We start from the raw sequence: 14,875 nt of genomic DNA on the forward strand, positions 1-14,875 counted from the left end.
GCGGTGGTGATGGCCACCGCCTCATCGGCGTTGTCGATGGCGACCGCGCCGCCCGGCAGGCGGCGCAGGTGCGGATCGGCGCTGCCGGGCCCGCTCATGTCAGGAGCCGGCGCCGCCGTCGGGGGTGCCGACGGCCTGGTCGTCGTCGCTGTCGTCGGTGTCGTCGAAATCGACGATCACTTCGACGCCATCGTCGTGGATGGTCACTTCGTGCACATTGGCTTCGACGTCTTCATCCTCGAGGACCTCGACGGTTTCGGTGGCGTCGATGATTTCGTACTCGCCCACCGCGTCCTCTTCGTACTCGTCTTCGTCGTCGAACGCGTGGTCGTCGATCAGCTGGTAGTAGCCGCCGGCGATCAGTGCGTGCAGGGCGTCGCGGCCCTTGGCGGAGAGCTTGCGGTACAGGGGGGCGTCGATCAGTTCGGCGGCGGCCAGGGCCTGGGCGTCCTTCACCGGGAGGGCGAACTCGAGGCCGCTGCAGTACAGGCTGGCACCACGGCTGGCGCGGCGCCAGGCCAGGCGGGCCCAGGGGTGGCGGCCGAGGGTGACGCCTTCGGCGAGGGCGGCTTCGATGTCCTCGCGCGGGACGGGATCGCCGGAGGCGACGACGTCACCGGCGGCGCGGTAGGTGGTGATGAAGCGGCCGAACCAGTCGCCGAGGCGGTCGGGGTCGTTCATGCGGATGGCGTTGAGGGCCTGGACGACGCGGTTCATGGCGACGACGTCGATTTCGTTGGGATCTTCGGGGACGGTGAGGTCGGGGTCCTGGTAACGGATGGACTCGTCGGCATCCATGATCAGGGTGTCGAGGTAGTCGCTGATCAGTTCGGCGGAGGCGGGGGCGCGCATGCCGAAGGAGAAGGTCAGGCAGGGGTCTTCGGCGACGCCGTTGTGGGGGACGTTGGGCGGCAGGTAGAGCATGTCGCCGGGTTCGAGCACCCAGTCGTGGGTGGGCTTGAAGCGGCGCAGGAGCTTCAGTTCGACGTCGTCGCGGAAGTCGAGCGGGGGGCGCTTGCCCTTGGTGGATTCGCTGGCGTCGATCTGCCACCGGCGGTGGCCATGGGCCTGCAGCAGGAAGACGTCGTACTGGTCGACGTGGGCGCCGACGGAGCCGCCGGTGGCGGCGAAGCTGATCATGACGTCGTCCATGCGCCAGCGCGGCAGGAAGTCGAAGTGGGCGATCAGGGCGCGCACGTCGGGGTCCCACTTGTCGACATCCTGGACCAGCAGGGTCCAGTCGTGGTCGGGCATGCCGGGAAATTCCTCTTCCTGGAACGGGCCGCTGCGCACGCTCCAGCCGTCGGTGGCGCGGTCATGGGTGATCAGGCGGGCGAGGGCGGTTTCCTCGCAGGCCAGGCCGGCCAGGTCTTCGGGCTGCAGCGGGGTTTCGAAATCCGGGAAGGCGCCGCGGATCAGCAGCGGACGCTTCTGCCAGTAGTCGCGCAGGAAGGTGGCGGCGGGCATGCCCAGCGGCAGGCCGGGACGGGCCTGGACTTCGATGACGGGGGTTTTGGTCTTGCGGACGGCCATGGGGGGAATCCTTGCAACGTGTAGACGGAATACGGTTGGCGCAGCGGACGGAGCGCGCGCTCGTCCCGCCATTGTCCGCTGGTTGGACAGGATCTGCACCTGCGCCGCACTGTCGCGCGCGTCCCGGTAGCGCCAACGGGGAGGACCGCTTGGCGCGTGCATCTGCGCGTGGCAACGCCTCCGGTAGGGTTGGGTCCCAACCAACCGCCGTGAACCCGTCCGCGCCCGGTAACGCAGTGCATTGATCGGAAGGGTAGCGCCGACCGTTGGTCGGCCCACGCGGCCCCAAACGAAAACGGGGCACCGGAAATTCCGATGCCCCGTCCGGGGTCACTGCTGTGACGCGCGAATCAGATCGCCTTGGCCAGATCCGCGGCCAGGCCGATATACCCACCCGGGGTCAGCTCGCGCAGGCCCTGCTTGGCGTCTTCCGGCAGGTCCAGCGATTCCACGAACGCCTTCATCGATTCGGCGGTGATGCCCTGGCCGCGGGTCAGGGCCTTGAGCTGTTCGTAGGGGTTGGGCAGGCCATGACGACGCATGACGGTCTGGACCGCTTCGGCCAGCACTTCCCAGGCCGCGTCCAGGTCGCCATCGAGCCGCTCGGGATTGACGGTCAGCTTGCCCAGGCCCTTGGCCAGCGAATCCAGGGCGACCTGGCTGTGGCCGAAGGCGGTGCCCAGGGCGCGCAGGACGGTGGAATCGGTGAGGTCGCGCTGCCAGCGGCTGATCGGCAGCTTGGCGCTGAAGTGTTCGAAGAGGGCGTTGGCGATGCCGAAGTTGCCTTCGGCGTTCTCGAAGTCGATCGGGTTGACCTTGTGCGGCATGGTCGAGGAGCCGACTTCGCCTTCCTTGAGCTTCTGCTTGAAGTAGCCCAGCGAGATGTAGCCCCAGATGTCGCGGGCCAGGTCGATCAGGATGATGTTGGCGCGGCGGGCGGCGTCGCCGATTTCGGCGATGTTGTCGTGCGGTTCGATCTGGGTGGTGTAGGGGTTGAACACCAGGCCAAGGCTTTCGACGAAGCGCTGGGCGAAGGCCGGCCAGTCAACGTCCGGGTAGGCGATGGCGTGGGCGTTGTAGTTGCCGACGGCGCCGTTGATCTTGCCGGTCAGCTCGACCGCGGCGATCTGGCGGCGCTGGCGCTCGAGGCGGGCGACCACGTTGGCCACTTCCTTGCCCAGGGTGGTAGGCGAGGCGGTCTGGCCGTGGGTGCGCGAGAGCATCGGCTGCGCGGCCTGGGCATGGGCCAGGGCGCGCAGGGTGGTGGCGATGCCGTCCAGCGACGGCAGCAGCACCGTGTTGCGGGCTTCTTCCAGCATCAGGCCGTAGCTGAGGTTGTTGATGTCCTCGCTGGTGCAGGCGAAATGCACGAACTCCAGCGCCGGGCCCAGCTCGGCGTCGTCCTTCAGCTGTTCCTTGATGAAGTACTCCACCGCCTTGACGTCATGGTTGGTGGTGCGCTCGATCTCCTTCACCCGCGCTGCGTGGGCCGGCGCGAAGTCGTCGGCGAGGGCGCGCAGGCGCGCCGCAGCGGCGGCCGGGAACGGGGCCAGCTCGGCGATGCCCGGCTCGTTGGACAACGCCAGCAGCCACTCCACCTCCACCTTCACGCGGGCCTTGATCAGGCCGTATTCGGAGAAGATCGGGCGCAGCGCATCGACCTTGCCGGCGTAGCGGCCATCGAGCGGGGACAGGGCGAGCAGGGCGAATTCGGACATGGCGGGCGCAGGCAATGACGGCGGGGGCCGTCATTCTACGCTGCCCCGGGCGCCTCGTCGGCCTCTTCGGGGGCGCGGCGCACGGTCACGGCCTGGATCCGGTGTCCGGCCATCCGCTTGACCGTGAACAGCTGGCCGTCGATCCGCACCTGTTCGCCCTCTTCGGGCAGGCGCTGCAGCTGGTGCACGATCAGCCCGCCGACCGAGTTCAGGTGCTCGGGGGCGGCCAGGTCGCGACCCAGCAGGCGTTCCAGGCGGAAGATGGACGTGGAGCCCGCCACCAGCAGGCTGCCGTCGGCGCTGCGGGTGGGCGCGTCGGTGACCACGTGCGGGTGTTCGTCCTCGATGTCGCCGACCACCACTTCCAGCAGGTCTTCGAGGGTGAAGTAACCCAGGATGCGGCCGTGTTCCTCCACGCACAGGGCCATGTGCGTGGTGCCGGTGCGGAAGCGCTCGAGCACGGCGGTGACCGGGGTTTCCAGCGCGATCAGGTTGGCCGGGCGGAGCAGGGCGCGCAGGTCGTCGGTGGGATGCCCCCGGGCGATCTCCACCAGCACGTCCTTCATGTGCAGCACGCCAAGCACTTCGTCGCCGTCCGGGTCGAACCAGGGGTAACGGCTGTAGCGGCTTTCGGCGAACTCGGCCATCACCTCGGCCAGGCCCATGCCCTGGCGGAACACGCGCATGTGCTCGCGCGGGCGCATCAGGTCGCCGGCGACCAGTTCGGGCAGCTCGAGCGCGTGGCTCATCTGGGTCAGGTCCTGGTCCGGGGCGCCGGCACCGGGCTGCTGGCGCGCGACGATGAGCTTGAGCTCTTCGCGCGAGTAGCGGTGCGAGGTGTGCTCGACATCGCCCCAGCCGGCCAGCCGCAGCAGCGCGTTGGCGCTGTGGTTGAGCAGCCAGATCGCCGGGAACATGGCCCAGTAGAACAGGTACAGCGGGGCCGCGGTCCACAGCGACATGGCTTCCGGGCGGCGGATCGCCATCGACTTCGGGGCCAGTTCGCCCAGCACGATGTGCAGGAACGAGATCAGGCTGAAGGCGATGATGAAGGCGGTGAGGCGGGCGGCGTCCGCGCCCATTCCCAGGGCGTCGAACACGGGCTGCAGCAGGTGCGCGAAGGCCGGCTCACCGACCCAGCCCAGGCCGAGCGAGGACAGGGTGATGCCGAGCTGGCAGGCCGAAAGATAGGCATCCAGGTGCGAATGCACGTTGAGCAGCAGGCGGCCGCGCCAGCCGTGCCGGGCAGCCAGGCCGACGGCCTGGGTGTGGCGCAGTTTGACCAGGGCGAACTCGGCGGCGACGAAGAAGCCGTTGAGCACCACCAGGAACAGGGCGAACAGCAGGAGCAGCAGGTTGCCGACGATCATGCGCGCCCTCGGCGCCATGCGCTTCTGGTGACGGCGGGGAAGAAACAGGTAGGCCACGACCGTTGGTCGTGGCACGCACTACAGTGGGGGTCGTCGCCCATGGGAAGCGGGATACTGTCTGAATGAACACGAATCCCGAGTCTAGCCGAACCGCTGCGCGGTTGGGTTTCAAACCGGCTTGGGAGTATTGTGAGCGCAGCCGCCAGCCAGGGAATGAAGGCCCGTTGCCAGCCGCCGTTCCCTTTCCCCACTGAAAGAACCGCGGAGTTGTGCAATGAGCAAGGGTTTCAGGACCGAACATGACAGCATGGGCGAACTGCAGGTGCCTGCAGACGCGCTATGGGGCGCGCAGACGCAGCGTGCGGTGGACAATTTCCCGGTGTCCGGGCAGCGCATGCCGCGCGGGTTCATCCGCGCGCTGGGCCTGGTGAAAGGTGCCGCTGCTGCGGTGAACGCCGAACTGGGCCACCTGCCGAAGAACATCGCCAAGGCGATCGAGAGCGCGGCCGAAGAGGTTGCCGAAGGCGCCCACGATGCGCATTTCCCGATCGACATCTACCAGACCGGTTCGGGCACGTCGTCGAACATGAATGCCAACGAGGTGATTGCCACGTTGGCCAACCGTGCGGGCAAGGCAGGGAAGACGTCGGTGCACCCCAACGACCACGTCAACCAGGGCCAGAGCTCGAACGATGTGATCCCGACGGCGTTGCGGGTGTCGGCGCTGCTGGGGGTGCAGGAACAGCTGCTGCCGGCGCTGGTGCACCTGCGCAAGACCATCGACAAGCGCGGCCGTGCGCTGCGCAGGGTGGTCAAGACCGGGCGCACGCACCTGATGGATGCGATGCCGCTGACCTTCGAGCAGGAATTCGGTGCGTGGTCGGCGCAGCTGGCGTCGGCGCAGGAGCGGCTGGAGGACAGCCTGAAGCGGCTGCGCCGCCTGCCGCTGGGCGGCACGGCGATCGGGACCGGGATCAATGCGGATCCCCGTTTCGGTGAGCGGGTGGCAAAGCGGCTGAAACAGCAGACGGGGGTGCGCTTCGACAGCGCGGAGAACAAGTTCGAGGGGCTGGCGGCACAGGACGATGCGGTGGAGCTTTCCGGCCAGCTCAATGCGTTGGCGGTGGCGCTGATCAAGATCGCCAACGATCTGCGCTGGATGAATGCCGGGCCGCTGGCGGGGCTGGGCGAGATAGAGTTGCCGGCGTTGCAGCCGGGCAGTTCGATCATGCCGGGCAAGGTCAATCCGGTGATTCCGGAGGCGACGGTGATGGTGTGCGCGCAGGTGATCGGGCACCACACGGCGATCACGGTGGCCGGGCAGACCGGCAACTTCCAGTTGAACGTGACGCTGCCGCTGATCGCGGCGAACCTGCTGGATGGGATCGGGTTGCTGTCGAACATTTCGCGCCTGCTGGCCGATACGGCGATTGCCGGGCTCAAGGTGCGCGAGGACCGGGTCCGCGAGGCGCTGGGCCGCAATCCGATCCTGGTGACGGCGTTGAACCCGATCATCGGCTACGAAAAAGCGGCGGCCATTGCCAAGCGCGCCTACAAGGAGCAGCGCCCGGTGCTGGACGTGGCCAAGGAAGACAGTGGTTTGAGCGAAGCCGAGCTGCGGCGGTTGCTGGATCCGGCGGCGCTTACCGCTGGCGGCATTCATGCCGGCGGTGGCGGTGGTGGCTGATCGCTGACTGCGCGAAGCGAACAGCAGCGTCTCAATTGTCCCGAGCTGGGGCGGCCGACGGGCAGCCCCCTACGGGACACGCCGTGAATCCATCCGTGGAGGCTTGTCAAAAACATCCATGTTTTTGACAGTCCCTACGGGGGCTACCCGCCGGCCGCCCTCGACAGAGGGTCGTGTGCGGACGGCAACGGCATGCACCGGTCCGCGTAGTGACACGCCATGCGTGTCTGCTGTTCTACAGAAGGCACGTCAGCGCCGATCGGCCACGATGTTGTCGAAGGTCTCGGTGTAATTCTTGAACTGCGGGATGCGGGTGACCAGGTCCGGCGGGATCGGCTGCATGCCCGGCGGGACCACGATCTTCACCGCGCGCATGTCCGGGTCGTGCGGGGCGTCGACCAGCGTGTTCTGGCGCAGTACCTGCAGCTGGCCGAACATGGTCTGCAGCATCGCCTGCTGGCCGTCGTCGAGCGGGATTTCGATCTCGTCGACCTTCATGTGGCCGTTGGGCAACACGATGATGTTCGGGGCCGGGGCGCGGCGCACGGTGACCATGCCGTCGCTGACGGTGATCTTCGGTTTGCTGCGCTCCGCGCGGTGGTTGCGGTACTCCTGGTCGCAGCCGGTGGCGGCCAGGCAGAACAGGGCGAACAGGAGCAGGCACAGCTTCTTCATGGTCGGCGAAGAACGAAAAAGGGGAGGACTAGTGTAGTCCCCCCCCGTGCAGATGGCCCGCCTGCGACCGAACGTCGCAGGGACGTGGGCGTCAGCTGCGGCAGTCGTCGATGTCGCTCTGGTCCATCGTGGCGTACGGTTTGAAGGCCGGCAACGCCACGGCCAGGGCCTGCTGCTTGGCCAGCATGGTCGGCAGCAGGCCACACAGCTGCTGGGCGCTGGCTTCCATCTTGGCCGCTTCGGCGTTCACCTTCTCCTCGATGCCCTCGGTGTTGCCGGAGAACACGCCGCGCAGTGCTTCGCCGGCGGCTTTCACGCCCAGGCTGGCGCCGGCCACGCCGATGTCCATGCCGGCCCCGGCCAGCGCTTCAACGCTCCTGCGGTAGTCCAGCAGCAGCGCGCGCTGTCTGGCGTCGACGGTCACGGCCTTGCCATTGATCAGCAGGTCGCCCTGCGGCGTGATCTCAGCCTTGTCGGACTGGTCGTTGGAGATCTTGATGTTGCCCTGGGCGAGCTCCACCCGGGCCTTGTCGGTGGCGGCCTTGACCTTGCCGCCGATCGAATCGGCATCCACCACCGGCGTACCGGTGGAGGATGCCGGCTTGCCGGAGTTGCCGGAGTTGCTGGAGTCGCCGCAGGCGGCCAACGGCAGGCACAGAGTCAGCAGCAGGGCGGGAAGCAGTCGGGTGTTCATGGCGTGGGCTCCTTACTTGCCGCGCGGCAGCTGGACGCGGCCACGGACGTTGCTGTGCTTGATGTCGCCGCTGCCGCTGTTGGCCACCTTCAGGTCGCCGCCGACATCGCGGACGGTCACGTCGCCCGAACCGTGGCGTTCCACCGTGACGCCGGCGCCGACATCGCGCGCTTCGAAATCGCCCGAGCCGATGTTGCCCAGGCGGACGCTGCCCTTGACCTGGCGCAGGTCGACATCGCCCGAACCGACCGTCTTGATCTCCACGTTGCCGGCCACCCCGTCCAGGGTCAGGTCGCCCGAGCCGATGGTGCCGACCACGGCGTTGCCGCGCAGGTTGCGGGCATCGAAATCGCCCGAGCCGACCGACAGCAGGTTGAGTGCGCCGGCGCCGTCCAGCTCGACATCGCCCGAGCCGATCGCCGCGGTCACCAGGCCCTTGATGTCGCGCAGCTTGATGTCGCCGGAACCCACGTCCGCGCTCAGCGAATGTGCCCCGGTCACCGATGCGTCGCCGGAACCGACCTTCATCTGGATCAGGACGTTGTCCGGGATCGTGCCGCGCAGGTCGAGGTAGGCGTAGCTGTTGCCGCTCATGTTGATCCGCAGGCCATGGTTTTCGCGCAGCAGCTTCACCACCAGCTTGTCGCCCACCTTCTGCTGGGTCACGGTCAGCTCGGGCAGCCAGTCGGCGTTGGAGGCACAGGCGCGGCCGCTGAGCTGGGCGCTACCCGGCCCGGCCTGCAGCACCAGGTCGTGCTGGTTGACCTCGAACACCACGGCCTTGGCACCGGCAACGTCGAGCTTCAGGTCGCGTGGGGCATTGAATTTGCAATGCGGTTCATCGGCCAGTGCGGTGAGCGGCAGCATCAGCAGGGAAGCGAAGGCGAGCGTGCGGATCATGGGTGGTTCCTCGAGAGGGAGGGGATCAGATTTCGCCGGCGCGGCGGCGCAGGCGGATGGCGACGATGATGAACACGACACCGGCAGCAGCGCCGATCCACAACTCCGGCAGGGCCAGTGCCGCCAGTTGGCTGGACGGGGACAGCGCGGCGGCCACGTTGTCGCTGTCGCGCATGACCGCCTGCAGCTGGTCGGCACGGTAGAACAGGTCGCTGCCCGGCAGGGTGCCCAGCAGCAGGCGACCGACGATGTGCTGCCAGAACCAGCCGCTGGTCATGTCGAACAGCTTCATCACGTTGGTCGTGCTGACGATGATGCCGGCGAACAGCGGCAGCATCACCGCCCACAGGAACGGCTTGGACTTGGCCCAGGCCGACCACATCAGCAGCCAGCCCACGGTCGGCAGTGCCCACAGCAGGTACACCGGCAGCCAGGACACGTGGCCGGCCACGAACGCCAGCGGGCTGGCCGGGCCCCAGATCAGGGTCATCGGGTTGCCGCCATGGGCCAGCACGATCACCGTCAGGAGCAGCAGGAAACCGAACATGGTCAGCACCGAGGCGACCACCGCGATCACCGGTGCCACCAGCAATGCGCTCAGCGCCTTGGAGAGCACGGTCTGGGTGTCCGACAGCGGAAGGGACTTCCAGAACAGGATGCTGCGGTCGCGGCGGTCGTCATACAGGGCGCCCAGGCAGTAGAAGAACACCACGAAAGCCAGCACCACGAACGGCCACAGCGAGCTCATCACCAGGGTCGCATCCAGGGCATTGCCGAGGTCGGCGATGTTCCTGGCATCCAGGTGTTCGGTCAGCAGCTTGAGGTCCAGGCCGTTGACGTTGATGTTGGTGTCGTCGATATGCAGGCTGCCGTTCTCGGCGGCGCGGCGCAGGCCCCAGAGGCCGATCAGGATGCCGATCAGGCTCATCACCAGCGAGATGGCGCCGGCGATCAGCGGTGCCCACAGGAAACCGCCACGGTTTTCCCAGTACTCGCGCTTGAGCAGCCACTTGAAGGTGCTGGCCTTGCTGATGGGGTGGTGGTGGACGACGTTCATGCGTAGGTTCCCTTCATGATGGCCACGAACAGATCCGCCAGCCCGGGGCTGCGGATTTCGCCAAGCGGCGTGAGCTGGGCGCGCGGCACCCCGTCGAACAGCAGGACGGTCTTGCCGAACGGCAGGCTGCGCTCGTCGATCGGCTTGAGCGCACGTGCGGCGTCCAGCGTCTCGGCCGATACCAGTACTTCGGTGTAACGCTCGCCGACCTCTTCCATGTCGGCGGTGAGCACGATGCGGCCGTCGCGGATGAACATCACGTCGGTGAGGATGTGTTCGATCTCCTCGACCTGGTGGGTGGTCACGATGATCGTCTTCTGCTCGTCGAAGTAGTCTTCCAGCAGGCGCTGGTAGAACTCCTTGCGGTACAGGATGTCCAGGCCCAGGGTGGGTTCGTCCAGCACCAGCACCTTGGCGTCGATGGCCATCACCAGGGCCAGGTGCAGCTGCACGATCATGCCCTTGGACAGCTCGCGCACGCGCTGGCGCGGCTGCAGCTTGGTCGCGGCCAGGAACCGTTCGCAGCGGGCGCGGTCGAAGCGCGGGTGGACCCCGGCGACGAAATCGATCGCCTCGCGCACCTTCATCCAGCGCGGCAGCACCGCCACGTCGGCGATGAAGCAGACATCGTTCATCAGCGCGTTGCGCTGCACGGTCGGGTCCAGCCCGAGCACGCTCAGGTCGCCCTCCACCGTGGTCAGGCCCAGCAGCGCCTTCAGCAGGGTGGTCTTGCCGGCGCCATTGGGGCCGATCAGGCCGGTGATCCGGCCCGGGGCGATCGTGAAGCTGGTGTTGTCCAGCGCGAGCGTGGACTTGTAGGCCTTGCGCAGGCCTCGGGCGGAGATGACGACATCACTAGCAACGGCATTCATGAGGATTTCCCCTGGGGCAGCAATTCGTCGAGATGCAGGCCCAGGCGCTGGATGCGCTCCAGGACCAGCGGCCATTCTTCGTTGAGGAAGCGGTCGCGCTCGCTGCTGCGCAGCTGCGTGGCCGCTTCTTCGGTCATGAACATGCCCAGCCCGCGGCGCTTCTCGACCAGGCCTTCGTCGGCCAGCTCCTGGTAAGCACGCGATACGGTGATGGGATTGAGCTGGTACTCGGCGGCCACCTGTCGGACCGAAGGCAGCGCGTCGCCGGGCTTGATGATGCTGTCGAGCATCATGGCGATCACGCGTTCCTTCAGCTGACGGTAGATCGGAGCACCATCGCTCCATTGGATATCGCTCATGGTCAGCTCCGTGGGTTCAGCGACTGTGCGAATGAGAAGTAAGGCATGGACAGGGAGCTGTGCAGCCGGCGGGGAGGCGTGGGGGCGCCGTCGGCGGTCCCTGCCTTGATGACGCCTGCGTCCTGCGGGCCTTCAAACGCACCGGTGGCGGTCTCGCCGCCACGGTCACCGGCGGGGATGCTGAACCAGCCCAGCAACAGCAGCGCGGACGCGGCCGTGAGGGCTTTGGCGGAGTGGTGGCGCATGCGGTTCATGGGCTTCCCCTGCATCAGGTGACTGGTGTTGTATGCAACTATAACACCGGCACAGCCAAGTGCAATACCCGACAACACCCAACTGATGGCAGGGGCATGACAACGTCTGCGAGATCATCTTAACCCATTGATTATCATGAGATTTAGGATGTTGTGGTGGGCTGGGCCGGTCTGCAGGCATTCAGCCGCGTGACGGCCATGTACGTCAACCGCGTAGTGAAACCCCCGGTGATATAGTCCGCCTTTCCCTGCAGGACAGGGTTTTCCAGCCCCTTTACCGGAGTTTCCAATGCCCCAGTCCCACCGCGCGACTTCCCCGTTCCACGCCACCCGGGCGCGCGCCTGCCGCTGGGGCAGTGGGCTGCTGCTGGTCGGGTTGCTGGGCGCCGGGTCCGCCCAGGCCGCTGATCTGCTTGACCTCAACTACCGGCCGCTGGCCGGCAAGACCGAGGTGAACCTGGAAAAGCAGTACGGAGGCAAGGTGCTGCTGGTGGTCAATACCGCCAGCAAATGCGGCTTCACCCCGCAGTACGAGGCGCTGGAAGGGCTGCAGACCCGATACGCCGCGCGCGGCTTCTCGGTGCTGGGCTTCCCGTCCAATGATTTCAAGGGCCAGGAGCCGGGCAGCGAGAAGGAGATCCAGGAGTTCTGCACGCTTACCTATGGCGTGAAGTTCCCGATGTTCCAGAAAGTGCAGGTCACCGGCACCGGCGCCACGCCGCTGTACCAGCGCCTGACCGCCGCCACCGGCGTTGCGCCCGGCTGGAACTTCCACAAATACCTGCTGTCGCGCGATGGTCGGGTGGTGGCGCAGTTCTCCAGCAAGGTCAAGCCGGACAACAAGGAACTGGTCGCGGCAATCGAACGTGAGCTGTCCGTCACGCCGGCCAAGCGCTGACATCCTCGACATCTCGCATGTGCGTGCGACAATGCTGGTTTCGCGCCGACGTCGGCGTCCAGTCACTTCCAGGAAAGCAGCGAATGAAGATGGGAATGCGCGGCGCCGCGGCGTCGGTTCTGATTCTGGCGATGGGTGCCACCGGTACCGTGATGTCGCAACAACCGGCTGCAGGTGCAGCCGCAAAGGAGACTTCGACCTTGACCTCCCAGCGTGAAAAAGTCGGCTATGCCATTGGTTTGGACGTCGCAAACTCGTTCGCCCCGATCGCCGATGAAATCGATCTGGCCGCCCTGCGTCGTGCAGTCACCAACGCCTTCGAAGGCAAGCAGCCGCTGATCAGCCAGGAAGAAGCCCAGAAGACCGACCAGTCGCTGCGCACCGCGATGGCCGTCAAGAGCGGCCAGCCGGTGCCGGGCATGGCCCCGGGCACCCCGGCGCCGAAGGTGGACCGCGAAAAGGTCGGGCTGATGCTCGGCAGCTACGCGGTGGGCCCGTCGCTCGCGCAGCTGAAGGACGATGTCGACCTGGATGCCATGTTCGACGCGATCCAGACCGCGTTCGCCAAGGGCACCCCGAAGATGACCGCCGACCAGGCCAAGGCCACCATGGAGGCCTTCATGGCGTCCAAGCAGGCCGACATGCAGGCCAAGGCAGCCGCCCAGGCCGGTACCAACCGTGCCGAAGGCAACGCGTTCCTGGCCGAGAACAAGAAGAAGCCGGGCGTGGTCACCACCGCGTCGGGCCTGCAGTACCAGGTGCTGCGCCCGGGTGCGTCCGACGGCCCGCGCCCGATGCCGACCAGCAAGGTCAAGGTCCACTACGAAGGCAAGCTGCTCGACGGCACGGTCTTCGACAGCAGCTACCAGCGCGGCCAGCCGATCGATTTCGGCCTGGACCAGGTGGTCAAGGGCTGGTCGGAAGGCGTTGCGCTGATGCCGGTGGGCGCCAAGTACCGCTTCTGGATCCCGGGCGAGCTGGCCTATGGCGAGCAGGGCACCCCGGGCGGTCCGATCGGTCCGAACGCGACGCTGACCTTCGACGTCGAACTGCTGGACGTACTTCCGTAACGGACCTGGAGTGACCACGGACATGCGTGTCGCAATTTTCGGTACCGGCTATGTCGGACTGGTCACGGGTACCTGCCTGGCCGACGTCGGCCACCAGGTGGTCTGCGTCGATATCGACCAGGCCAAGGTCGACGGCCTCAACCGTGGCGTCATCCCGATCTACGAGCCGGGCCTGGAGCCGATGGTCAAGGCCAACCATGCCGCCTCGCGGCTGGCCTTCACCACCGACGCCGCTTCCGCGGTCGCGCATGGCCAGGTGATCTTCATCGCCGTGGGCACGCCACCGGACGAGGACGGCAGCGCCGACCTGCAGTACGTGCTGGCCGTGGCCCGCACCATTGGTCGGCACATGCGTGTGCCGACCGTGGTGGTGAACAAGTCGACCGTGCCGGTAGGCACGGCCGACAAGGTACGCGCCGCGATCGCTGCGGTGCTTGCCGAGCGTGGCGAGGACATCGCGTTCGACGTGGTGTCCAACCCCGAATTCCTGAAAGAAGGCGACGCCGTTGCCGACTGCATGCGGCCGGACCGCATCGTGATCGGTGCGACCAACGCCGAATCGGTGGCGCTGATGCGTCGCCTGTACGCGCCGTTCAACCGCAACCACGACCGCGTGGTGGAAATGGACGTGCGCTCGGCCGAACTGACCAAGTACGCCGCCAACGCCATGCTGGCGACCAAGATTTCGTTCATGAATGAAATCGCCAACATCGCCGAGAAGGTCGGTGCCGACGTCGAACAGGTCCGCCAGGGCATCGGCTCGGACCCGCGCATCGGCTGGCATTTCATCTACCCGGGCGCCGGTTATGGTGGCTCGTGTTTCCCCAAGGACGTGCAGGCGTTGGCCCGCACCGCGCAGCAGCATGGCCATGAGCCCACCCTGCTCAACGCGGTGGAAGCGGTCAACGACGCACAGAAGGGGCATCTGTTCCAGCTGATCCAGCGCCACTACGACCGTGGCGAGGACGAAGGCGTGCGCGGCCGCACCTTCGCGGTGTGGGGTTTGGCGTTCAAGCCCAACACCGACGACATGCGCGAAGCGTCCAGCCGGCGCCTGCTGGCCCAGCTGTGGGAGGGCGGCGCCAAGGTGCGCGCCTACGACCCGGAAGCCACCGAGGAAGCGCGCCGCATTTTCGGCGAGCGCGATGACCTGGTGTTCTGCGACAGTGCCTGGGATGCCATCGAAGGCGCCGACGCGCTGGTGGTGGTGACCGAGTGGAAGCAGTTCCGCAGCCCGGACTTCGCCCGCCTGCGCGACACCCTGAAAGACGCCGTGGTGTTCGACGGCCGCAACCTGTACGACCCGCAGGAGCTGGAAGCGGCGGGCCTGGCCTATTACGGCATTGGCCGGGGACGTTCGCTGCATGCATGAGTCCACTCCCTCCGCGCGTGAGCAGGCGCTGGAAGCGCGCCTGGTCGAACTTGAGATGCGCGTTTCCTTCCAGGAACAGGCCTTGGCCGAGCTCAGCGAAGCGCTGGCCGATGCGCGCATCGAGGGCAGCCGCAACGCCGACCTGACCCGCCTGCTGCTGGAAGACCTGGGCAAGGTCCGCAACGCGCTGTATTCCGATTCGGGCGAAGAACCACCGCCCCCGCACTACTGATCGACCCAACGTCATGAGCGATACCCTCCGCGACCAGCTGCTGGGCCTGGGCTTCAAGTCCGCGCCTGCGCCCGAACGCAAACCCGATGCCCGCCGCGATGGCCGGCCCCCGAATAAACCGCATGGCGCCCGCCCGCCGGGCAAGGCCGCCGACGGCGCCCGTCCGCCGCGCGACGGCCAGCGC

Annotated in this window: 15 protein-coding genes and 1 pseudogene; 6 read left to right on the plus strand and 10 right to left on the minus strand. The window is 66.9% G+C overall.

Annotated features, from left to right (window positions below):
• Positions 1-99: 99 nt before the first annotated feature.
• The 3 genes from RWO33_RS14595 to RWO33_RS14605 all read right to left on the minus strand — a co-directional run bounded on the left by RWO33_RS14595 (position 100) and on the right by RWO33_RS14605 (position 4,639).
• Positions 100-1,533 carry a cupin domain-containing protein gene (locus RWO33_RS14595; protein ID WP_314105792.1) on the minus strand — a complete coding sequence of 478 codons (1,434 nt, stop codon included), beginning with the start codon at positions 1,531-1,533 and terminating at the stop codon, positions 100-102.
• 350 nt (positions 1,534-1,883) lie between these two features.
• Positions 1,884-3,251, minus strand: coding sequence for an adenylosuccinate lyase (purB, locus tag RWO33_RS14600; protein ID WP_314105793.1), 1,368 nt, complete (start codon positions 3,249-3,251; stop codon positions 1,884-1,886).
• A gap of 35 nt (positions 3,252-3,286) precedes the next feature.
• Complete coding sequence (locus RWO33_RS14605; protein WP_314105794.1) at positions 3,287-4,639, minus strand: hemolysin family protein; 1,353 nt, start codon at positions 4,637-4,639, stop codon at positions 3,287-3,289.
• A gap of 256 nt (positions 4,640-4,895) precedes the next feature.
• Between RWO33_RS14605 and RWO33_RS14610 the strand changes: the two genes are divergently transcribed.
• Positions 4,896-6,308, plus strand: a complete 1,413-nt coding sequence (locus RWO33_RS14610; protein WP_314105795.1) for a class II fumarate hydratase — start codon at positions 4,896-4,898, stop codon at positions 6,306-6,308.
• Between the two features lie 249 nt (positions 6,309-6,557).
• Here the strand turns inward: RWO33_RS14610 and RWO33_RS14615 are convergent, their stop codons facing one another.
• The 7 genes from RWO33_RS14615 to RWO33_RS14645 form a co-directional block, all read right to left on the minus strand.
• Positions 6,558-6,983 carry a hypothetical protein gene (locus RWO33_RS14615; RefSeq protein WP_145480279.1) on the minus strand — a complete coding sequence of 142 codons (426 nt, stop codon included), beginning with the start codon at positions 6,981-6,983 and terminating at the stop codon, positions 6,558-6,560.
• A gap of 91 nt (positions 6,984-7,074) precedes the next feature.
• The gene (locus tag RWO33_RS14620; RefSeq protein WP_314105796.1) at positions 7,075-7,677 is read right to left on the minus strand and encodes a DUF2884 family protein; all 603 of its coding nucleotides are present in this window, start codon (positions 7,675-7,677) and stop codon (positions 7,075-7,077) included.
• Between the two features lie 12 nt (positions 7,678-7,689).
• Complete coding sequence (locus RWO33_RS14625) at positions 7,690-8,577, minus strand: DUF4097 family beta strand repeat-containing protein (RefSeq protein WP_314105797.1); 888 nt, start codon at positions 8,575-8,577, stop codon at positions 7,690-7,692.
• A 25-nt stretch (positions 8,578-8,602) separates the two neighbouring features.
• A complete protein-coding gene (locus RWO33_RS14630) occupies positions 8,603-9,634 on the minus strand; it encodes an ABC-2 transporter permease (RefSeq protein WP_314105798.1) in 1,032 nt (343 codons plus the stop codon).
• Positions 9,631-10,506 (minus strand): ABC transporter ATP-binding protein, encoded by an 876-nt coding sequence (locus tag RWO33_RS14635; RefSeq protein ID WP_314105799.1) that lies wholly within the window; start codon positions 10,504-10,506, stop codon positions 9,631-9,633. Before RWO33_RS14635 ends, RWO33_RS14630 begins: the two co-directional genes overlap by 4 nt.
• Positions 10,503-10,865 (minus strand): GntR family transcriptional regulator, encoded by a 363-nt coding sequence (locus tag RWO33_RS14640; protein WP_070209529.1) that lies wholly within the window; start codon positions 10,863-10,865, stop codon positions 10,503-10,505. Before RWO33_RS14640 ends, RWO33_RS14635 begins: the two co-directional genes overlap by 4 nt.
• A gap of 2 nt (positions 10,866-10,867) precedes the next feature.
• Entirely contained in the window at positions 10,868-11,119 is a 252-nt protein-coding gene (locus RWO33_RS14645) for a hypothetical protein (protein ID WP_314105800.1), read from the minus strand.
• 289 nt (positions 11,120-11,408) lie between these two features.
• Here RWO33_RS14645 and RWO33_RS14650 point away from each other — a divergent pair, with 289 nt between their 5' ends.
• The 5 genes and pseudogenes from RWO33_RS14650 to RWO33_RS14670 all read left to right on the plus strand — a co-directional run.
• Positions 11,409-12,017 (plus strand): glutathione peroxidase, encoded by a 609-nt coding sequence (locus tag RWO33_RS14650; RefSeq protein WP_314105801.1) that lies wholly within the window; start codon positions 11,409-11,411, stop codon positions 12,015-12,017.
• Between the two features lie 83 nt (positions 12,018-12,100).
• Positions 12,101-13,087 carry an FKBP-type peptidyl-prolyl cis-trans isomerase gene (locus RWO33_RS14655; RefSeq protein WP_314105802.1) on the plus strand — a complete coding sequence of 329 codons (987 nt, stop codon included), beginning with the start codon at positions 12,101-12,103 and terminating at the stop codon, positions 13,085-13,087.
• A 22-nt stretch (positions 13,088-13,109) separates the two neighbouring features.
• Positions 13,110-14,459 (plus strand): UDP-glucose/GDP-mannose dehydrogenase family protein, encoded by a 1,350-nt coding sequence (locus tag RWO33_RS14660; RefSeq protein WP_145480294.1) that lies wholly within the window; start codon positions 13,110-13,112, stop codon positions 14,457-14,459.
• Positions 14,452-14,691, plus strand: coding sequence for a SlyX family protein (locus tag RWO33_RS14665; protein WP_070208808.1), 240 nt, complete (start codon positions 14,452-14,454; stop codon positions 14,689-14,691). Before RWO33_RS14660 ends, RWO33_RS14665 begins: the two co-directional genes overlap by 8 nt.
• A gap of 13 nt (positions 14,692-14,704) precedes the next feature.
• A pseudogene (locus RWO33_RS14670) lies at positions 14,705-14,875 on the plus strand (DUF2058 domain-containing protein); the annotation flags it as partial.

Origin of the sequence: uncultured Stenotrophomonas sp. (genome assembly GCF_963519925.1) — a bacterium.
Lineage (GTDB): Bacteria > Pseudomonadota > Gammaproteobacteria > Xanthomonadales > Xanthomonadaceae > Stenotrophomonas > Stenotrophomonas maltophilia_AE.